General features: G+C 60.7%; 15 protein-coding genes and 1 pseudogene. 11 read left to right on the top strand and 5 right to left on the bottom strand.

Annotated elements, in window-relative coordinates; all coding sequences use genetic code 11:
- Window positions 1–2: 2 nt before the first annotated feature.
- Window positions 3–1,592, top strand: coding sequence for a depupylase/deamidase Dop (dop, locus tag L1C91_RS00335; protein WP_234857480.1), 1,590 nt, complete (start codon window positions 3–5; stop codon window positions 1,590–1,592).
- Between the two features lie 75 nt (window positions 1,593–1,667).
- Here the strand turns inward: dop and L1C91_RS00330 are convergent, their stop codons facing one another.
- A complete protein-coding gene (locus tag L1C91_RS00330) occupies window positions 1,668–3,806 on the bottom strand; it encodes an HtaA domain-containing protein (RefSeq protein ID WP_234857479.1) in 2,139 nt (712 codons plus the stop codon).
- A 113-nt stretch (window positions 3,807–3,919) separates the two neighbouring features.
- Here L1C91_RS00330 and L1C91_RS00325 point away from each other — a divergent pair, with 113 nt between their 5' ends.
- The 10 genes and pseudogenes from L1C91_RS00325 to L1C91_RS00285 all read left to right on the top strand — a co-directional run bounded on the left by L1C91_RS00325 (window position 3,920) and on the right by L1C91_RS00285 (window position 15,555).
- Window positions 3,920–4,105 carry a ubiquitin-like protein Pup gene (locus L1C91_RS00325; protein ID WP_234857478.1) on the top strand — a complete coding sequence of 62 codons (186 nt, stop codon included), beginning with the start codon at window positions 3,920–3,922 and terminating at the stop codon, window positions 4,103–4,105.
- Window positions 4,106–4,107: 2 nt separating this feature from the next.
- On the top strand, window positions 4,108–5,517 hold the full coding sequence (pafA, locus tag L1C91_RS00320; protein WP_234857477.1) for a Pup--protein ligase: 1,410 nt from the start codon (window positions 4,108–4,110) through the stop codon (window positions 5,515–5,517).
- Window positions 5,510–7,591: a helix-turn-helix transcriptional regulator gene (locus L1C91_RS00315; RefSeq protein ID WP_234857476.1), complete on the top strand. Its 2,082-nt coding sequence runs from the start codon at window positions 5,510–5,512 to the stop codon at window positions 7,589–7,591. The genes pafA and L1C91_RS00315 overlap by 8 nt, the downstream gene beginning before the upstream one ends.
- A 30-nt stretch (window positions 7,592–7,621) precedes the next feature.
- Window positions 7,622–7,900, top strand: a complete 279-nt coding sequence (gene tatA, locus L1C91_RS00310) for a Sec-independent protein translocase subunit TatA (protein WP_234857475.1) — start codon at window positions 7,622–7,624, stop codon at window positions 7,898–7,900.
- 18 nt (window positions 7,901–7,918) lie between these two features.
- Window positions 7,919–8,785 carry a twin-arginine translocase subunit TatC gene (gene tatC / locus L1C91_RS00305; RefSeq protein ID WP_234857474.1) on the top strand — a complete coding sequence of 289 codons (867 nt, stop codon included), beginning with the start codon at window positions 7,919–7,921 and terminating at the stop codon, window positions 8,783–8,785.
- Between the two features lie 5 nt (window positions 8,786–8,790).
- Window positions 8,791–11,484, top strand: a complete 2,694-nt coding sequence (locus L1C91_RS00300) for a DEAD/DEAH box helicase (RefSeq protein WP_234857473.1) — start codon at window positions 8,791–8,793, stop codon at window positions 11,482–11,484.
- A gap of 28 nt (window positions 11,485–11,512) precedes the next feature.
- Window positions 11,513–12,667 (top strand): annotated as a pseudogene (locus L1C91_RS09520) (M24 family metallopeptidase); the annotation flags it as partial.
- Window positions 12,668–13,972 carry a precorrin-6y C5,15-methyltransferase (decarboxylating) subunit CbiE gene (gene cbiE, locus L1C91_RS09515; RefSeq protein WP_419178690.1) on the top strand — a complete coding sequence of 435 codons (1,305 nt, stop codon included), beginning with the start codon at window positions 12,668–12,670 and terminating at the stop codon, window positions 13,970–13,972. It abuts the pseudogene before it with no gap.
- A 30-nt stretch (window positions 13,973–14,002) separates the two neighbouring features.
- Window positions 14,003–14,776, top strand: coding sequence for a precorrin-4 C(11)-methyltransferase (gene cobM, locus L1C91_RS00290; RefSeq protein ID WP_234857471.1), 774 nt, complete (start codon window positions 14,003–14,005; stop codon window positions 14,774–14,776).
- A gap of 41 nt (window positions 14,777–14,817) precedes the next feature.
- A complete protein-coding gene (locus L1C91_RS00285; protein WP_234857470.1) occupies window positions 14,818–15,555 on the top strand; it encodes a cobalt-precorrin-6A reductase in 738 nt (245 codons plus the stop codon).
- A 9-nt stretch (window positions 15,556–15,564) separates the two neighbouring features.
- Here L1C91_RS00285 and L1C91_RS00280 read toward each other — a convergent pair whose 3' ends face one another.
- The 4 genes from L1C91_RS00280 to L1C91_RS00265 all read right to left on the bottom strand — a co-directional run bounded on the left by L1C91_RS00280 (window position 15,565) and on the right by L1C91_RS00265 (window position 19,610).
- Window positions 15,565–15,843, bottom strand: a complete 279-nt coding sequence (locus L1C91_RS00280) for a hypothetical protein (protein ID WP_234857469.1) — start codon at window positions 15,841–15,843, stop codon at window positions 15,565–15,567.
- A gap of 141 nt (window positions 15,844–15,984) precedes the next feature.
- Entirely contained in the window at window positions 15,985–17,604 is a 1,620-nt protein-coding gene (gene cobJ / locus L1C91_RS00275; RefSeq protein WP_234857468.1) for a precorrin-3B C(17)-methyltransferase, read from the bottom strand.
- The gene (locus tag L1C91_RS00270; RefSeq protein ID WP_046204290.1) at window positions 17,605–18,291 is read right to left on the bottom strand and encodes a precorrin-8X methylmutase; all 687 of its coding nucleotides are present in this window, start codon (window positions 18,289–18,291) and stop codon (window positions 17,605–17,607) included.
- An 11-nt stretch (window positions 18,292–18,302) separates the two neighbouring features.
- Window positions 18,303–19,610 carry a nitrite/sulfite reductase gene (locus L1C91_RS00265; RefSeq protein WP_234857467.1) on the bottom strand — a complete coding sequence of 436 codons (1,308 nt, stop codon included), beginning with the start codon at window positions 19,608–19,610 and terminating at the stop codon, window positions 18,303–18,305.
- Window positions 19,611–19,788 lie beyond the last annotated feature (178 nt).

Raw genomic sequence — 19,788 nt, 5'->3', positions numbered from 1 at the left:
CAATGGTTGGTTTTATCGGCACCGAAACCGAGTACGGCATTGCGACCCCCACCGACCCCTATGCCAGCCCCATCGCCACCAGCACCCACGCGATCGTCGCATATTCACTGAAGCATCAGCATGCCCGCACTCGCTGGGACTTCGCCTCAGAATCACCCCTGCGCGACACTCGCGGCTTTGACCTGCGCCGTTACCACTCAGCGCCCGTCATCGACCCGCATGCCCTGGGCGTTGCCAATCTGGTTCTGACCAATGGGGCCCGCTTCTATGTCGACCACGCACATCCGGAGTACTCCGCACCGGAAACAACCAACGCCTTCGACGCTATGTTGTATGACGCCGCGGGGGATCGGATCATGCACGACGCCGTGCGGGAGGTCGCCGCGCATAGCGAGCGCAACCATTCTGTGTTGGAGGGCCATCCACCGTGCCCGCCGCTAAAGATCTACAAGAACAATGTGGATGGCAAAGGGGCGTCCTATGGCACGCACGAGAATTATTGTTACGACCGTAACGCGGTGGAGTTCGATGATCTCGCGGCGTCATTAATCCCATTTTTCGTCTGCCGGCAGGTGGTGATCGGCGCCGGCCGGGTGGGCTTGGGCGAGCGTTCGCAGGAGGCTGGTTTTCAGATCAGCCAGCGCGCGGACTATATTGAGACGACTGTGTCGCTGGAAACAACCCTCAACAGGGGCATCATCAACACCCGTGATGAACCTCATGGGGATGCTGAAGCAATCGGTCGTCTGCACGTCATCATTGGTGACGCCAACATGTCCCAAGTCTCTAACGTGTTGAAGCTCGGCATGACCAAACTGGTGCTGTCTGCGATCGAGCAGGGCGCACGTTTTGATGACGTCGCATTGGCGGATCCGGTGGCGGCGGTCAAGGTTGTGTCGAGGGATCTCGACTGCCGCGCGTCCTTAGAGTTGGCGGATGGCCGTAGGCTCACGGCTTTGGATGTTCTGGCGGTTTATCGTCAGAGGGTGGAGCAGACGCTGGGGGAGACCCTGGATATTCACGATCGTCGGGTTCTGGATTTGTGGGACGAGGTCTGCGCCAAGCTGGCTGTAGATCCATTAAGCACGTCCGACATGTTGGATTGGACGGCTAAGTTAGCGCTGATTCGACGCTATGTTGACCGCGGCTTAGCTATGGATGATCCCAAGGTTGCTCTGATTGATCTGCAGTACAGCGACATCGACGAGGCTAAGGGGTTGTATTACGCCCTGGTTCGCAAAGGATTGATGCGCACGCTGGTCACCGCTGACGATATTGCCCGCGCCATGGCGGAGCCCCCTGCGGATACGCGCGCGTGGATTCGCGGAACCGTGCTGCGCTGCTTCGGGGATGCTGTGTTGGCGGCCAATTGGGACAGCGTCGTTGTTGATGCTTGCAGGCTTGGCGGTGAAGTTTCAGGTGATGACGCCGCGTCGGATCGCGCCGCCTGTAGTGACGGTGCGCAGATGGTGGTGTCTTTGGCGGACCTGGGTGCTGGGACCCGAAAAGATGTGTTGGGGGAGTGCCCTGCAGACGACGACACCGCCTTGTCGGAACGCACAGCTGACTGGATTCGACAGCGCGCGGTCTAACAAGGCGGTGCGAGGTAGCGGGCGACTAGCGCCCGCCGGGATGGCACCCGCAAGGAATCTCCCGGCGGATTGTGCCTAGCGTTTGGTTGCTGCGGCGATCATCGCGGCAACCTTAGTGTGCAGGTCCGGAGCGAAGGTTTTAAGCACCGTGCTGATCAGACCGAAGATAGTTGCTAGGCCGCCAGCGATAGCAACGACTCCGAGGAGCTTCTCCCAGATGCTTCCGGGAGTAGCAGAGCTAGAACCACCGGTTGGAGGCTCCTTGTCTACCGGAGGCTTGGGATCCGCAGGGGGCTTCGGGTCTGCGGGGGGCTCCGCCGGGGGATTGTCCCATTCAACGGTGTCACCCATGGTCACGACGGGGACGGATGCGTCCTTCTGCTCGCCGGGCTTGGTGACCACCAAGCGCTTGATGCCGGTGAGGTCATCGTAAGAGTTCGGAGGCACAAAGGTGTCCAGCACATAGACGGACGCATCGTGTCCGACGAGCACAGTATTACTTTCGTCCTTGGCGGTGTCCTTCATACGGTCACCGAGTGCGGCTTTAGCCACCACGGTGCCGGTGGAGGGATCCACCGTGTATAGCGTGCTGTTCTCCTGAGCTGCAATCACGGCGTTACCGTCCTCGAGGAATCCGACGCCGGCGACCTGGGCAATGTCACCAAAGGGGCCGGGACCTGCATCAAGGGTAAATTTACCGTCTGCGTAGTGGCCGAAAACGATCCGACTGTTGTTCTTTTCATAAGCAGTGCCGTACTGGTTGTACATGACGATGCGGTTGTCGTCGACCACCACCGAGCGAATAGAATTATTATTTTCGAATGCGGGCTCAAAAGCTTCGATAGGTGACACTCGTTCCGCCACGGATTCCTTGGCAGGTGAAATGTGCAGCGGGGTGGCGCCGCGCTTGGCATCGCCGTCGCCGTAGGTCAGATTGTGGTCATAGACGAAGATAAACGTCCCGTCGTTCAAGCCTTGCATGCCAATATTGGAACTACGGAAGGTGGTGCCGTACACCTGATCCCAGTAGTTGCCGTTCAACTTGTATTTGGCGTACACGTCGGTGGATTTTGGAAGATCAACAGTGGTGGCCTCACCGGAGGAGGTCACAGTGGTGAATTTCGCGTCATCACCATCGAGGCTAAGGATTCCGTAGGTGCCAGCCGGAGTGCTAGCAAAGGCAGTCGCGGTACCGGGGTAAGAGGCGAGCTCGCGCGCTGCACCAACCCCAGTGCTGCTGACAGGCGCGGCATACACCGTGCCATCCTTGATCCAGATGAGGTCGCCGCTCGAGGTATCAACGACGACATTATTGGAGCTATCAAAGGGCACGTCGAAGCCTTCGGAGATAGTGCGAAGGTCCGGAGATGCGACGACCCCCTTAGTGGTGCCCCAGTCGCTGGTCACAACAAAAATGTTTCCATCTTTGAGCTGCAAGATTTTCTTCGCACCACTGAAGTCAATGGTGGTGTCAGCAACCGTGGAGACGGTGTACCCGTCCGGGGTCCCCTCCAGAGCATCCTTGCCCGGGTAGCTGAAGCTCAGGGAGTTAACGAAACCATGCTCGGCATAGAAATTAGAGAATGCCTGGTTACCGGCCGCGGTCAGTGCACCCGCCACACCGCGCCACGAGGTGACCTCCCCGAGCTCAGCGTCGGCAGTCTTGCCCTGGTTGAATCGACCGGCGTCAAAATCCACCACCGCGAAGTCAATGCGCTCCGGGCCACTCCACTGCTTAGTGGCGTAGTCGATAGTGTGGACGACCACCGACAGCATGCCCTTGCCGGTCCCCGGAACTGTCTTGATGGTGGGGTTGGACAAGGTCAAGTCCAGTTGGCAGGCACCTCGCTGAGGATCTTCCGGATCCGTGCAATACTTCATGAAGTTCACGGTGCCGCCGTAATTAATACTGACGGAGCCATCCTCATTCTTATCGGTACCCAAGTAGGGCCACAGGTAGCTCTTACCCGATGCCTTCGCACCATCAAAAATATGAGTCGAGCCACCGACGTAGTTATTGAAGCTCGAGCGGATTCCCCATTCGAGCGCCAGGTGGTCAGCGTCGTATTCCTGCTTGGCACCATCGGTAGGGGTGATACCAATGGTCTCAGTCTGATCGGCGAAAGCGACGGGAAGGAGGACAGTCGGCGCAACCAACGGGGCGCCGGTTGTGAGGGCCAGAGAAAGGCCTGTTAACAAAGCAAATTTTTTCACAGGCAGCACTATAACCTAGCCTAAGATAAAAAGCGTAGCCCATACTCATTTAAGCCCCCATTTGGGGCGTGTTGGGCGCCACACACTTCGGGGGCGTCCTAGGATACGACACTATGAGCACCAAACAGATCCACGGCGGCGGCCAACCAGACGGTGACGACGCCGAGGCCACTGCAGGTCAGGTCCAGGCTAATTTTTCCACCCAAGGTGTGGACGACATCTTGGACGACATCGACGATCTCCTCGAGACCAACGCTGAGGAGTTTGTCCGTTCCTTCGTGCAAAAAGGCGGCCAGTAGCCATGCACCGGCGCATTATGGGTGTGGAGACCGAATACGGAATTCTCCACACCCCTGCCGACCCCACAAGCGCCCGTATGGGGCCCGACGAGGTAGCACGCACACTCTTCCGACCGGTCGTGGAGCAGCACGCGAGCTCCAATATTTTCGCGCTCAACGGGGCGCGCCTCTATCTCGATGTCGGCAGCCACCCCGAGTACGCCACTCCTGAGTGCGACAGCGTCGCCCAGTTGCTGGTCTACGATCGCGCCGGCGACGAGCTCTTCAACGACCTCTCGCTGGAGGCGGAACAGCGGCTGCACGCCGGCGGCCTAGACGGCCAGGTGCTGCTGTTTCGAAACAACGTTGACTCTGTTGGCAACTCTTATGGCTGCCATGAAAACTACCTCGTCAGCCGCATGCACGTACTCAAAACCTTGGGCACAACGCTGCTGCCGTTCCTGGTAACCCGCCAGCTGATTGCCGGCGCCGGCATGATTAGCACCCCTCTGCCGGGCGCGCGCGGCGAGCACACTTATGAATACCTGTTGTCCCAGCGCGCAGACCACGTGTGGGATGGGGTTTCCTCGGCAACCACCCGTTCGCGGCCAATGATCAACACCCGCGACGAACCCCACGCTGACTCGCATCTCTACCGGCGTTTGCACGTGATCGTCGGCGATTCCACGATGGCTGAGCCCACGACCGCCCTGAAGATCTGCTCCACTCTGATGGTGCTGGAGATGCTCGAATCCGGCTGGTCACCCCGCAACTTTGAGCTAGATAACGGCGCAATCAAAGATATCGCACGCAACCCGCGTCTCGGACTCGAGGTTCAGCGTTATTACTATGACGCCGCGCGCGCCTTCTTCAACGACAACGCACAAGGCGTGCAGGTTGCATCACGTGAGCATCAGACGCACTCGCCTGAGCCCCTTTACGCCTACTGCTTGGATCTGTGGGGGCGCACCCTCGATGCGATCGACAGTGGCGACTACAGCACCATCGACACCGAGATTGATTGGGCGATCAAACTCAGCGTTATCCGTGCATACCAGAACAAGCTGGGTCTACATCCAGAGGACTTCACCCATCCCCAGCTCAAGCAGATCGACCTGCGCTACCACGACATCCGCCCTGGCAGGGGCCTGGCCAGGGTGCTCGAATCTAAGGGGAGAATCCGTCGGCTCACCGACCCGCATGAGGTCGACAGGGCGAAAACCTACGGTCCCACAACCACGCGCGCCCATTTACGTAGCCGTTTCCTGCACGCTGCCGCAGAGTATGACGCCGCGGTGGGCGTTGAATGGATGCGCCTCAAGGTCACACGGCCCGAACCCCGTGGTGTGGAACTGGGCGATCCCTTCGCCAACGACAACGCCGATGTCGACGCTCTGATTGACTACATGCGTGCGCCGGAGTCACATGGCTGAGCAAGATCGTTTCGCCGAACGCCTCACTAATCTGACTTTTGCTCTGCTAGGCGCAAACGGCCAGTATGTCAGCGCCGACTGGGTGCGCCGCAACGTGGCCGGTTACCAGGGCAAAAGCGACGAGGCCTTCCAGAAAATGTTCAAGCGGGACCGAAATGTGCTGCTTAAAATCGGTGTTCCCATCGATAGTCGCAGCAGTGCGCAAGGAACCCTCTACAGCGTGCACAAGGATTCCTACGAGCTACCACCGCTGGAGCTCAGCCCCGAAGAGGCCCGCGTTCTAGCCCTGGCCGGCGGGATGGGAGTGGCCGGAGAACTGTCAGCCTTCGCGCGCTCCGGCTGGACCAAACTTGCCTCCGCCGGCGCCGCCCGAGCCGACGCACAGCCCGGGGTCGGGGCGATGGGCGATGCCGGAAAACTCAGCCCCACCACACTCGACCGTTTCCTCCAGGCAACACGCAGCGCTAACTCAATTAGCTTCGACCACCGTGGCAGCCGTCGCCGGCTCGATCCTTGGGGACTGGTGAGCCACAGGCAAAGGCTCTACATGGTGGGCTTCGACCTCGATCGTGGCGCCCCCCGCAGTTTCCGCGCCACCCGGGTCACCGACGTGACAATCGAGGGCCCCATCACCCACACGCTCGACGCTGCCGAAGGTTTCACCCCACCGGGAATCCCCATCGACCCCTCCGCAAAACTCGCTTGGATCGTCGATTCGACCTTAAGAACCCACATGAGCATCGTTGATGCCACACTCGTGGTGCGCGACGGTACAGCCGCCGATCTCACCCGCTGGGCACAGCGCAGCAACAAAGCCGACGATCACAGCCCCGAAGGTTTTTCCACCTGGACGGTACGCGACGCGGACCGCGTATGGCTATGCGAACAAGCCCTCGCGTACTGCACCAGCGTCGAAATCATCGAACCACCCGAATTGCGCGAGCACATGCGCACCATGCTCCAAGCCGTCGCCGACGCCCACGCCGAACCCCTCGACGCCCCCTGTACAAACGCGGCGTCATCACTAGAAGCGCGCGCACCGCAACAATCAAGAGTGGGGGAGAGGCTCTCCGACATCGTCCGCATGCTCAGCCTGCTGCCTTACTTCGACGCGCACCCCCAGGCCACCGCTTTCGAAGCGGCCCGCGACCTCGGCATGACACCACAACAAGTCGTCACAGGCCTCGAACGGCTCTGGTGCTGTGGTCCGGGGCCCGTCGAACTCATCGACATGGAGCAACCAACATTCCGCCGCGTGGCCATCACAGACGACCAAGGAATGAACCGGCCCCTGAGACTCACCCGAACAGAAGCAGCCGCACTGCTACTAGCGCTCGACCAACTGTCTGAACTCAGCGGAGACACAGCCGCAATACGCAGCGCAGCCACAAAAATCCGCGCCATCGCCGACTGGGAACAACCCTTGGCGACCATCCTCGACCGCCGGGGCGCATCCACGAACGACGCCGACGACGCCCGAGACCTCGCCACACTCAATATCGTCCGCGACGCCCTCGACACCGGCTATGACCTCGAATGCGACTACTATTCGGCATCCAAAGACACCACCACTGCCCGCCGGCTCGCCCCACTACACCTGTTCGCAGTCGATGGGGCAGCCTACGTTCGCGCCTGGGATTATGACGTCGCGGACACCCGGACGTTCCGCATATCCCGCATGTCACACGCGCAGGTGGGTGCCAACCCGATCGACCGCGGCGTCATTGGTGCTACAACCGCCTTCGACCCCGCACGGCCCTTCGGATTCGAGCACAGCGAGCAGCTATGGCCCACCATCGCGCACTGCCTCATCGAGGACTCCTACACATGGATCGCAGACTTTGTGCCCATGAACCTAACCGGGCAAACCACCGGCGCCCCAGACGGCAACACACTGCACTGCGCGCGCATAAACTACACAGAACAACAATGGCTCACCCGCTTTATTCTGCGCAGCGGGGGACAGGCCCGCGTCTACACACCCGACACCGCACGGCGTCAAGTCCTAGAACATGCCCTCACCGCGCTAAAGGCGTACACTAGAGGCTTCGAAGGCAACGTGAACCCCGCGTAGCAACCCCAAATACACCCCTTTGGAGTACACATGAACATCGGCTGGCCCGAAGTAATTGGCATTCTTTTCCTAGTGATCCTTCTGTTCGGATCCACGAAACTTCCCGAAGCTGCACGCTCCGTTGGACGTTCCATGCGCATCTTCAAATCCGAAATGAAGGAAATGAGCGAGGACAACAATCCCAACCAACTTCCCGCCTCCAACCCCGCCCAGCTGCAGCAGCCCGTTCAACAGACACAACCTGTGGAGCAGCCTGCTCAACCCAGCACCAACCAGGTCAACCCCCAGCCCCCGCAGGGTCAGGCATAACCCCAGACTTTTTGCCCCGTGGCTAAGAAAAACCCCGAAGGCAACATGTCACTCCTGGAGCACATCCAGGAGTTTCGTGCGCGCCTCATAGTGTCGCTCATCGCGCTCGCCGCAGGAACCGTCCTCGGATACATCTGGTACGGCACCAATGTCGGCCCCATCCCGTCACTCGGTGAACTCCTGCGCACGCCCTACTGCGATATCGACCCTGCTAAACGCCTCAGTTTCGGCCCCCAAGACGAATGCCGCCTGCTTGCAACGTCCCCCTTCGAAATGTTCCTGCTGCGCCTCAAAGTGGGCGCTCTAGCGGGAACCGTACTGTCCTGCCCCGTGTGGCTCGGCCAATTCTGGGGCTTCGTCACACCAGGACTTGAGAAAAAAGAACGCCGCTTCACGCTGCTGTTCATCAGCCTCGGCGTGGTGCTGTTCGTCGCAGGCACCATCCTCGCCTACGTCTGCATCCCCCTAGGCCTGAACTTCCTCACCGGAATCGGCGAGGAAACCCAAGTCGCGGCACTAAGCGGTCGGGAATACTTCAACTTCCTGCTCCAAATGCTCATCCTGTTTGGGTTCAGCTTCGAGTTGCCTCTCGTAGTTGTCATGCTCAACTTGGTTGGGGTGCTGCACTACAGCATGCTCAAGGGCAAACGCCGCGTGATGATCCTCGCGATCTTCGTACTCGCAGCATTCATTACCCCAGGCCAGGACCCGTTCGGCATGTTCGGTCTCGGCGTCGCACTGTCAATACTGATGGAAGTATCACTGCAATTCTGCCGGTTCAACGACCGCAGACGCGCTGACAACCGCCCAGACTGGATGGACACCGACGACGACGCGGCGTCAACAATCGCAGCCCCCTCCGACATCAACTTCGACGCAACCTAAGGTCTATGAGCATCACCGCCCACACAGACCCCAACGATCACGACAACCGATCCGCGGGGTCTAGCCAATCCACGGCTTTTCAACGCTTCCAACAGTCCCTCAGTTTTGAACTCGACCCGTTCCAAATTGAAGGCTGTCAGGCGCTGGAAGAAGGCCGTGGCGTGCTCGTCTGTGCCCCCACCGGCGCCGGCAAAACCATCGTCGGAGAATTCGCCGTCGCACTTGCCAAAGAACAAGGCGTACGCTGCATCTACACCACGCCCATCAAGGCTCTGAGCAACCAAAAATTTCACGACCTCCAAGCCTACGGCGAGGTTGGGTTGCTCACCGGGGACGTCTCCATCAACCCCGACGCCGACATTGTCGTCATGACCACCGAAGTGCTGCGCAACATGCTCTATGCGGGCTCACCCACCCTCGAGCGCCTTGGCTTCGTGGTGATGGACGAAATCCACTACCTCGCGGACCCTTCGCGCGGTGCGGTCTGGGAGGAAGTCATCCTCAACCTTCCCGACACCGTGCAGATCATCGGGCTGTCAGCCACAGTCAGCAACTCAGAGGAGTTCGGCGACTGGCTGCGCACTGTCCGCGGCGACACCCGCGTGGTCGTCACTGACAACCGACCCGTGCCGCTGGACCAATGGATGATGGCCGGGCAGAAAATCTACCCCATGTTTTCCAAGGGGGAACCCAACCCACAATTGCGCAGTCTCCACGGTTCCTCCCGGGTTAACCGCCCCGCGATGATCCGTGCGCTGGGGGAGATGGGCATGCTGCCAGCCATCGACTTCATCTTCTCCCGCGCCGGCTGCGATGATGCTCTTTTCGATTGCCTACGTTCAAAAATCTCGCTAACCAGCAAGGAAGAAGCAGCGCAGATCGCGACGATCATCGACAAAGGTATCGAGGATATTGACGCCGCGGATCTCAAGGTTCTCAACTTTCCACGACTGCGGCAGGCACTCATGCGGGGCTTCGCCGCCCACCACGCAGGCATGCTTCCGGCATTCAAACACATCGTGGAAAAGCTCTTTGTGCGCGGACTAGTCAAGGTTGTTTTCGCAACCGAGACCCTCGCGTTGGGTATCAACATGCCGGCGCGCACCGTCGTCATCGAAAAACTCACCAAATTCAACGGTGATTCCCACGTGGAACTCACACCAGCCCAGTACACGCAGCTGACCGGCCGTGCGGGTCGTCGTGGAATCGACACCATCGGCAATGCTGTGGTGATGTGGCATCCCCGCCAAGATCCCACCTCCGTCGCAGGTCTGGCATCCACACGCACCTATCCGCTGGAATCGACGTTCACCCCCGGCTACAACATGAGCGTCAACCTGATCAACACGATTGGGTATGTTCATGCCCGCGGGCTGATCGAGCAATCCTTCGCCCAGTACCAAATCGACGGCAGCGTGGTCGACAAGGCCCGCAGAATCGAGCAGGCTAAGGCGAAAAAGGCGCGCTCGCAAGCGGAGTTCGAACGTTTGCTTCGCCGTGCATCCAGCCAAGCCGAGGATGATGCGCATTACCAAGGCGATTCGCAGGCCCCCACGGTCGAGCAATTGGAGGCCTACGCGCAACTGCGCCAAGAGATCTCCACTATGGAGCGCACCCTGGCCAAAGACTCTGCGCGCTCTCGCAAGGCAGAAGCCGCAAAGATCCTCTCCCGCGCGGACATCGGCGACGTCATCGCCCTGCCGGTCAAAAAAGGCAGCATGCTTGGCGTTGTTGTTCGCCGACCGCGCACCCAGCGGGACCCCGAAATCATGATCATCACCGAAGACGGGTGGGTCGGATCGGTCGTCGCGGAGGATTTCCCCATCGCACCGCAGATTGTCGGTGCCATGAGCGTCGCACCGGAAGTGCTGAACAACCCGCGCCGCCGCAAAGGCTCCATCATCAAACACTTCGCGCGAACTAAATACCCACGGCCCAAACTCAACAAGCTTAAGGCCCCAAAGTCTGCCAAACTAACGGCCCTCAGAGAGGCGTTGCGCGCGCACCCAGCACACAACATGCCCGGCCTGGAACCAGCACTGCGCGCAGCACAAAAAGCCGCGAAGGCAGATAGGGAAGTCGCCTGGCTTGAAGAGCAGGTCTCCGAAGCCCACAACGGACTTGGCCGCACGTTCGATGCGATTCTTGAGCTGCTCGAGCACTGGGGCTACGTCAGCTACCCGGACGACACCGGCCCGATCGTCACCGAAGAGGGCCACATGCTCGCCCGGATTCATAACGAATCCGATCTGCTGATCGCCCAATGCATTCGTCGCGGGATTTTCGATCCTCTCGACCCCGCCGAATTGGCCGCGCTAGCCAGCGTCTGTGTGTTTGAAAAACGGCGCGAGACCCGCGGAAGGGCACAGGCTGCAACTCCGGCGATCAACACCGCCATCTCCCATGTGTTCCGCATCTGGGAGGAGCTCGTCTACGACGAACAGCGCCTCGGCTTGAAACCCACTCGCGAACCCGAGCCGTCATTCGCTCTGGCCATGCACCAGTGGACCGCAGGTGCCCCCTTGGATTACTGCCTCCAAGCTGCCGCAGAATGTGGAGCCGAGATGACTGCCGGGGACTTCGTCCGTCAAGCTCTGCGTGTTGTTGACCTGCTTGAACAAATGGCGGCCTTCGACAGCCTGCGCGAACCCGCACGACAAGCAGTAGACGCCATCCGACGCGGCGTCGTCGCACTGTAGGCAAGCCGATCACAGTAGCATTAAGAGCATGCATGTTTATCCGGATCGGCTCCACCGAATCCAGCACACCCGCAGCACACAGCCGCTGATCATCGCAGGCGGCCCAGAGCTGGAATACCTCGGCATCAGCCTATCCACCCACGAACGATTCTCCGCACTGGTCATACCCGCCTCGAACCACCCCAATCGCAAGCCACTGCTGATTGTCCCTGCGGTGGATGTGGGCAGCGCAGCCACGATCGATCCAGCGCTGTCTGAAGTCGCAGATGTGCGCTCATGGAAAGACGGCGAAGACCCCTACGCCATCGTCATCGGTCACCTTGTAGCCGGCGCTCACGCCCAGGAAGCAGAGGCCGAGACCCCGCTCGAGATCGCGGTGAGTTCATCGCTGACGGCCGACCACATCGTCGCCCTGACAGCCGGGATCCAGCAGCTCACGGGCTACAGCGCACCACAATGGGTGCTTGCGACACACACTCTTGCCGAGATGTTTATGGTCAAAGACGCAGAGGAGCTGGGCGCACTGCGCGCCGCCGGCCAAGCTATCGACGCAGTGCACGCCCACGTGCCCTCGCTTTTGATTGCCGGCCGCACCGAAGCAGAGGTCGCGGCAGAACTAGAAAAGCTCATCTTGGCCGAGCACGACAGCGTGGACTTCGTCATCGTTGGAAGCGGACCCAACGGCGGCAACCCCCACCACAGCTTCTCGGACCGCGTGCTGCAAGCAGGCGACCCGGTAGTCATCGACATCGGGGGCACCATTGCCGGCGGCTACCACTCCGATTGCACCCGCACCTACTATGTCGCTGGCGATAGCGGCGTTGATAGCGGAGTGGATCCTGAATTTCTCGCGGCCTACGAGGTGCTTGAACGCGCGCAAGCCGCAGCTAGGGCCATAGTGCGCCCAGGCGTCACGGCGGCGCAGGTAGACGCCGCGGCCCGACAAGTACTCACCGAAGCCGGCCTGGGGGATTACTTCACCCACCGCACCGGGCACGGTATCGGGCTGAGCACCCACGAAGAGCCCTTCATCATCGCCGGAAACGATCTGGTGTTGCGCGAGGGCATGATTTTTTCCATCGAACCCGGGTTTTACACCGAGCGGTGGGGCGCCCGTATCGAAGACATCGTATGTGTGACCGCCAATGGGTGCGACACCTTCAACAACCAACCGCGCAGCCTCGTGCCCGGCAACAGCAGCGAACCTCAAGCAACCGCCGCGCTCTACTCAAACAGTCAAACGTCCACCAACTGGGCGATCGTTGGTGTCCACGGCAATCGGGATCTTGACACCGCGGCCATCCGCACGCTGCTGGGCCAGGCCGATGTTGTCCTCGGTGGGCAGCGCCAACTGGACATGCTCAGCCACGTCGCAGACGAACTGTCCGACGCCGTGGTCACCCAGTCATGGCCCAGTCCGCTGGTTCCGGCATTGCCCGAGCTCATCGATCGATACCGTGGACAACAGGTGGTGGTTCTAGCCAGTGGCGACCCCAACTACCACGGGATCGCCAGCACACTCAGGCGCCACGGCGTCAATGCACATGTATATCCGGCACCGAGCAGCGCCTCTCTTGCCTGCTCAGAACTCGGCTGGGCTCTCGATTCCACACCTGTGGTCAGCCTCATGTCCGCCGACATTAACTCCATCGGCCTAGCCATCGAACAGTCCCCGCGTGTACTGGTGTTAGGCCGTGATAGCTCCACCCCGGCAACAGTTGCAAGCTACCTCCACCACCTCTCATCCAACAGCATCGACCCCGCCAACATCACGATCACTGCGCTGAGCAACCTCGGCACACCCCAGCGCGCCATCACCCGCGGAGACGCCACCGCTCCGCCAGTCGCAGACAACCTGCACATCCTCGCCATCGACACGACCACAGCGCGCCCCGCGACGTCAACACTCACACCTGGACTCCCCGATGAAGCATTCGAGTCCGATGGGCAGCTAACCAAGCAGGATATCCGCGCCATCACCCTGGGAGCGCTGGCACCCCAACCGGGGGAAACGCTATGGGACGTCGGTGGAGGTTCAGGCTCGATCGCCATCGAATGGCAACGCGCTCAATCCCGTAACCCCGGTGCACTCCGAGGCCTCAAGCAGCGCGCATGGTGTTTTGAAAGCAACGCCGAGCGACGCGCACGAATCGAACGCAACGCAGCACACCTCGGGGTGCCGCTCAGCATCCTAGGCACCGCCCCGGACTGCTTCTGCGACGCCCCCGACCCCGACGTCATCTTCATCGGCGGAGGTCTCGAAGCAAGCTTCGAACAAGCCTGGCTCAGGTTGAAACCCGGCGGGCGGATCGTCATCAACGCTGTGACCGTGCAAAGCGAACAACACCTCTTCGCCCTCCAAGCACGCTACGGTGGCAGCATGCACCGCTTCGAAGTCTCGAACGAAAAACAGATCGGTAGCTTTACCGCACTCAAACCGGCACTGCCCATTACGCAATGGCGCGCCACCAAAAACATCTCTTCCTAGCACGCTCGTTTACAAAGGACTCGCCCACTCATGACAGTATTTTTTATTGGAGCCGGCCCCGGCGCCGCTGACCTGCTCACCCTGCGTGCGGACCGACTGATTCGCTCCTGTCGCGTGTGCCTGTACGCCGGCAGCATCGTCCCCCCGGAAGTGCTGGAGGGCTGCCCCGAAGACGCCGAGGTCATCAACACCGCCCGGATGCCGCTGGACGAGATCACGGAGATTATTGCGCGTGCTGACGCCGCGGGGCACGATGTCGCACGTCTACAATCCGGGGATCCAAGTGTGTATTCGGCTCTCGCGGAACAGGCACGCCGCCTTACTGCATTGGGGATCGATTACGAGATCGTCCCCGGTGTGGCGTCTTTTTCTGCGGCTGCGGCAGTCCTGGGTCACGAATTGACGGTGCCTACGGTGGGGCAGACGGTCATCCTCACCCGGGTCAGTGGGCGGGCGTCCGCCATGCCGGAGGGGGAAGATTTAGCCACCCTTGGTGCTTCCAAAGCCACGCTGTGCATTCATCTGGCGGCGCACGACATCAAGCGTGTGGTCTTGGAGTTGGTGGATAACTACGGCGTGGATTGCCCGGCGGCTGTGGTGGCGTTCGCTTCTCGCCCGGAGGAGCAGATCATTCGCGGCACGCTGCAGACTATCGCGCAGCAAACCATCGACGCTGGCATCACCCGCACAGCGATCATCATTGTGGGGCAGGTTTTGGGGGCATCGGGTTTTCCCGATAGTTACCTCTATTCCGATGACCGCCCCCGCGACGAGCACGGCCGAACCATCCCATGTGTGCAGTAGGCGTCGGGAACACGCGGCCGCGCCGGGGGCCGGCTCGGGTCATGCAGCCAACAGCGCTTATTTTGGGTGGCACGGGGGAGTCTCGCGACTTAGCCCGATTGCTGCGTGACGCCGGATGGACGGTGACATCATCGTTGGCAGGCAGGGTGTCGACGCCGCGTTTGCCCGTCGGCCAAGTGCGCATCGGCGGGTTCGGTGGGCCTGCGGGTCTTGCCCGCTGGATCGTCGACAATGGTGTTGACGTGGTGGTTGATGCCACCCATCCTTTCGCAGAGAAAATCAGCCTATCTACGGCGGAAGCGTGTAGGGCAACGGGTGTTCCGCTGGTTCGGCTGCAGCGTCCGCAGTGGGAGGAGCAGCCGGGGGACAGGTGGACCCACGTGTCCTCGATGCACGAAGCTGCCCAACGTGCCAGCCGGTACGGGCACGTGTTTCTGGCTATCGGACGCCAACAGTTGGCTCCTTTCGCCCAGGATCCTCACGCGCTGTATGTCATCAGGTGTGTGGAGGAGCCCAGTGTGGAGCTGCCGCCACGCCATCGCATTCTTCTCAGCCGGGGACCTTTCGACCTTGACTCCGAGAAGAAGCTTCTGATCGACAACCAGATTGATGTCGTGGTGACAAAAAACTCGGGCGGGCCTACCTACAACAAGTTGGTGGCCGCCCGAGAACTGGGAGTGGATGTCATCGTGGTCGATCGACCCGCTCTCCCTAAGGGGCACAGCGCCATTGTCGCTACCGCGAAAGAAGCTTACGACACCTGTGAGGCGCTGCTTTAAAAGACCGCTTTAGCGGATTCCGAGGATGTGCTTGATAAATGCAGGTGCCGGGCCGATGAGGATGCCGATGCCCTCAAGCACCAATCCGATGGTGGCCATGGTGATCAGGGTCTGCATGAGTTCGCTGTCCTCGCCCTTATTGCCGGAGTCGAACAAACCCTCGCTGGAGGTGCTGATGTCGCTGCTGCCGGTGTCTGCTGCCTGCGCAACATAAGAGGGGGTCGTGGCAAGGGAAGTAGCCAGACCGGTTGCGACGATAGCCGCAGTGATGCGTCGGTTTACGCGCATGTGTTTCATCACCTTTCAAAGGGTGCGGGGTCACGATGCCCCGCAAAACGATGTTGCTGTCTTAGTATGCCGGATTGGTTGCCACTATGCGAAGCCCTGCGTAGTGCTTTTCCCGGCATGAGGGGTGCCGATTATGCGGTGTTAGCTCAACCCGTACGTGCGTGATGTGTACACGCGAGGCCCCTGGGGGCCGTCGTAGGTACGGGTAGTCGATGCACCGATGATGACCATCGTCCGCATGTCGACAACTGTAGGATCAAACGCTTCAAGTGTCGTGATCGTTACTTTTTCCTGTTCAGAGCCCACTGCGCGCGCCACGATGACCGGGGTGTTCGGCCCCTGATATTCGGAGACGATTTCTTTGAGGCGCTCGATGTGTTCCCGTCGTTCCTTCGACGCCGGGTTGTACACAGCGAAAGCCATGTCGGCGCTGGCCAAGGCACGGATGCGTTTTTCAATCTGTTCCCAGGGTTTGAGCCTGTTAGATAGAGAAATCATTCCGAAGTCGTGCCCTAGGGGTGCACCGGCGCGGCTCGCGACGGCTTGCGCGGCTGTCATCCCGGGAATGATGCGCACGGGTACTTCGCGCCACAGATCATCGTCAGCGGTCTCGAGCACGGCTGCGGCCATAGCGAACACACCCGGGTCGCCGGAGGATACGACGGCTACCCTGCGGCCGCGTTTAGCCATGTCGAGTGCGAAGGCTGCGCGTTCTGCCTCGACCTTATTGTCGGACAAATGACGCCGCTGGCCGGGGCGTTGCGGAACGCGATTGATGTAGGTCGAGTAACCGACAAGGTCGGTGGCTTGTTCCAGCTCGTGTTGGACTTCGGGGGTGGTCCATCGTTGCGCGCCCGGCCCCAGGCCCACCACCACGACCTCTCCAGCTGTTCCAGCTGCACTATCAATGACGTCGCGTTTGGGAACGCTCGCACGAATCTTGTCCTGTTGCGCAAGTACGGAAGGAACAATGACGACACTAAAATAGGGCACGGTTGATGCGTCGACGTCTCGCACCGGCTGAGCGCTTTGGCCGTCCATGCCCACTCGGGTAACCAGCACGGCCCGATCGAGCATACCTGCGTGTTCTAGTGCGCAGCGCACTTTGTTAAACGCGCGGCCGAGTTTCATCACCACGGCGCAATCTGCGTCGGCAAGTTTGCGGCGTAGTTCTGCTTCTTCCAAGGTACCGGATACGACGACCAGCGTTTCGTCATCTTCGGCCAACGGTTTAGCGACAACCGCGGTAGCCCCAGCGATAGAGCTAATCCCGGGGATGACTTCGCAGTTGCACCGCGCTTCAAACATGCGGTGAATGTGCTGATAGGAGCTGTAAAGCAGAGCGTCACCGAGGGCCAGGACAGCGACGGTTTTACCTTCGGCTAGGAACTGCTCGATGGTGCGCTCGGCGTCAACATAGAACTCTGCGAGCGCCCCTGCGTAGCCGCCGGGGTGGTCGGTTGATCCCGTGGTGACGGGGTACTCCAAATGCACATGGTGTTGGCCGCGCTGACGCCCCGCCTCGAGTAAGTCTGCGGCCGGGATTGCAGCAGCAGAAGGACGCCCCTTCTTGGAGTGGTACACCACCACATCCGCTTGCTCGATGACGCGCACAGCTTTGAGTGTCAGCAGTTCCGGATCCCCCGGGCCGACGGAAACCCCAATGAGCGTGCCCGGCAGATCCCACGCGGCGTCATCACTACCGAAGGGTGCTGTGCGGGAAGCAGCCGAACCTGCCGGGGTGTGTGCGGAGTGCGTCATCTACATAATCTCCTTTTCCGCCGCGAGTGCGTTAAGAGCAGCACAGGTGATCGCCGAACCACCCCTGCGGCCATGAACCGTCACAAACTCCAACCCAAGGTCAGCGGCGACATCGCTCAAGGCCTGCTTTGATTCCTCAGCGCCGACAAACCCCACCGGAATACCCAGCACTGCGGCAGGCCGCGGCCGCGCAATACCCCGGGCATCCGCATCCGCAAACCAATTAAGCAGGTGGAACAGGGCAGTGGGGGCGTTACCGATGGCGACCACCGCACCATCAAGCATGTCCCCGGCCAACTGCATTGCGGCAGCCGTGCGCGTCGTGCCCAGCTGCGCCGCCAGCTCAGGGGTACGCGGGTCTTTCAGCAAACACACCACGGGGTTGTCGGCTGGCAGACGCTTGCGCGTAATGCCACTGGCAACCATATTGACGTCACTAATAATCGGGGCACCCTGTTCCAGGGCCCGGCGCGCGGCCGGCACCAGGTTGGGGGAGAATTCGATGTCTTCGGCGAGGTCAGTCTGGCCCGCTGCGTGGATCATGCGGACGGCGACGGTTTGCTGCGCTGGGTCGAATCCGCTTAAGTTGCTTTCCTCGCGGATCATTGCGAACGAGCGGCGGTAGATTTCTGCCCCGTCAGTAATGTAGTTGTGGGGGCCGAACTGCTCGGTGCTGTTGTGGTTCATGGGTTTCTACGCTACACGGGGGTTGGGCTGGTCACTTCGGTCACCTCGTATTCGCCGTCGCCGGTGGCGAGGTAGTCCACGTAGGCGCCTTGTGGGTGGCCGCAGCGGCGCACACAGCCGGAAAAGTGCACCCGCAGGTTGTTGTGTCCATGTGGCGCCTCGGGTGTGTGCTCGTCTGTCGCGTCGACCATGGATCGGATGAAGCTGACGGCATCCGCTCTGGTGTCCGAATGGGATTTTTCGCAGGTTGCGATACCCGGGCATGCGCTGACCTGCACCCAGGGGGACTGTTGGTCGAAGAGCATGCCGCGGGGTGCGAGCATTTCCACTAGGCGTTCGGCGACAGCCTCCGGGAGGTCATGAATAACCAGGCTGTGCCAGGGGGTGACGACGATGGGTCGGTCGACTGCGGCGAGGATGCGTGCGGCATCAGCCGACATGTGTGCGAACGCCAGTGAGCATCCCAGGGATACTTCGCCGGTTTCGGGGTGGGGGAGCCATCCGATCGGACGCGGATCATCCAGGAAGGCGCCCCGTTGGGGTGGGGTAATGGTGTTCGCAGTGTTCGCGTAGGCGTTCGCGTGATCGCGGGCGCCATCATGGGTGACACGGTCGATATCGAGGCACTCCACGGCGGTGGTGATCGCGTCGATCAGGTCGGGCAACACCTCCGGCTTTTCTTGCACGCGCCAGGCGGTACCGCGGATCTTTTGCCAGCGTGAGGCAGCTGCGACCAGGGCCTCCGCGACGTCATCATGTGAGACGAATAGGTCGATGGGGCAACCACCCACAATAATCTGGGTTTCCTCGGGGTTGGTTGTGGACAATACGGCACCGAAGTCGGGCTGCTGGGCCACAATGTCACCCTCACCCGAATCGATACCGAACAAGGTGCGGCCGGATAGACCAATGACGTCGCGGGACGCAATCAGCGCGTCATCGAGTTCCGCAACCATCCACGCGACGTCGCATTCGGCGTAACGGCTGTGAGCCATGGGGGAAGAGATAATGTTGCGTACTTTGTCGTGCTCGCGGCTGGGCAGAAAACCGCCGGCTTCGCACGCCTCAGCGAATGCCTCCATGTCGCGTTCGGAGATACCGCGGATCTGGATGTTGCCGCGGGTCGTGAGGTGGATGTGACCGTCGCCGAAAGCTTCCGCCATGTGTGCGAGGGCTTCCCACTGCCGCGAGGTAACCCGACCGCCTGGCGCGCGCACGCGACCGATGCGTCCGTCCTTGGCTTTGTGCATGCTCAGAGCGCCCGGGCACCCGTCGGAGCGAGTGCGGTCGCCAAGGTGATAAGAATCAGCTACAGACATAGTGTTTAACCCTATCGATACGGCGGGCTCACCATCAGCTGGGGTAGGCTGTCAAAAGCCCCTTTGGGGGATATTGTCCACCGCGCAGCGTGGGTGAATCCGGTGCAAATCCGGCACGGTCGCGCCACTGTCATAGTCAGACCACCCCCGCGCGCGCACATCGACCCTTGTGGGTCGT

Origin of the sequence: Corynebacterium argentoratense, assembly GCF_021491455.1 — a bacterium.
In the GTDB taxonomy this organism is placed as follows: domain Bacteria; phylum Actinomycetota; class Actinomycetes; order Mycobacteriales; family Mycobacteriaceae; genus Corynebacterium; species Corynebacterium argentoratense_A.
Note: the sequence above shows the minus strand (reverse complement) of the source record. Positions and strands in the feature narration are given on the sequence as shown.

Bases quoted from the DNA above. Each gene is read 5' to 3' on its own strand.
- dop (WP_234857480.1), top strand. From the start codon at position 3: ATGGTTGGTTTTATCGGCACCGAAACCGAGTACGGCATTGCGACCCCC.
- L1C91_RS00325 (WP_234857478.1), top strand. From the start codon at position 3,920: ATGAGCACCAAACAGATCCACGGCGGCGGCCAACCAGACGGTGACGAC.
- pafA (WP_234857477.1), top strand. From the start codon at position 4,108: ATGCACCGGCGCATTATGGGTGTGGAGACCGAATACGGAATTCTCCAC.
- L1C91_RS00315 (WP_234857476.1), top strand. From the start codon at position 5,510: ATGGCTGAGCAAGATCGTTTCGCCGAACGCCTCACTAATCTGACTTTT.
- tatA (WP_234857475.1), top strand. From the start codon at position 7,622: ATGAACATCGGCTGGCCCGAAGTAATTGGCATTCTTTTCCTAGTGATC.
- L1C91_RS00300 (WP_234857473.1), top strand. From the start codon at position 8,791: ATGAGCATCACCGCCCACACAGACCCCAACGATCACGACAACCGATCC.
- cobM (WP_234857471.1), top strand. From the start codon at position 14,003: ATGACAGTATTTTTTATTGGAGCCGGCCCCGGCGCCGCTGACCTGCTC.
- L1C91_RS00285 (WP_234857470.1), top strand. From the start codon at position 14,818: ATGCAGCCAACAGCGCTTATTTTGGGTGGCACGGGGGAGTCTCGCGAC.
- L1C91_RS00280 (WP_234857469.1), bottom strand. From the start codon at position 15,843: ATGCGCGTAAACCGACGCATCACTGCGGCTATCGTCGCAACCGGTCTG.
- cobJ (WP_234857468.1), bottom strand. From the start codon at position 17,604: ATGACGCACTCCGCACACACCCCGGCAGGTTCGGCTGCTTCCCGCACA.
- L1C91_RS00270 (WP_046204290.1), bottom strand. From the start codon at position 18,291: ATGAACCACAACAGCACCGAGCAGTTCGGCCCCCACAACTACATTACT.
- L1C91_RS00265 (WP_234857467.1), bottom strand. From the start codon at position 19,610: ATGTCTGTAGCTGATTCTTATCACCTTGGCGACCGCACTCGCTCCGAC.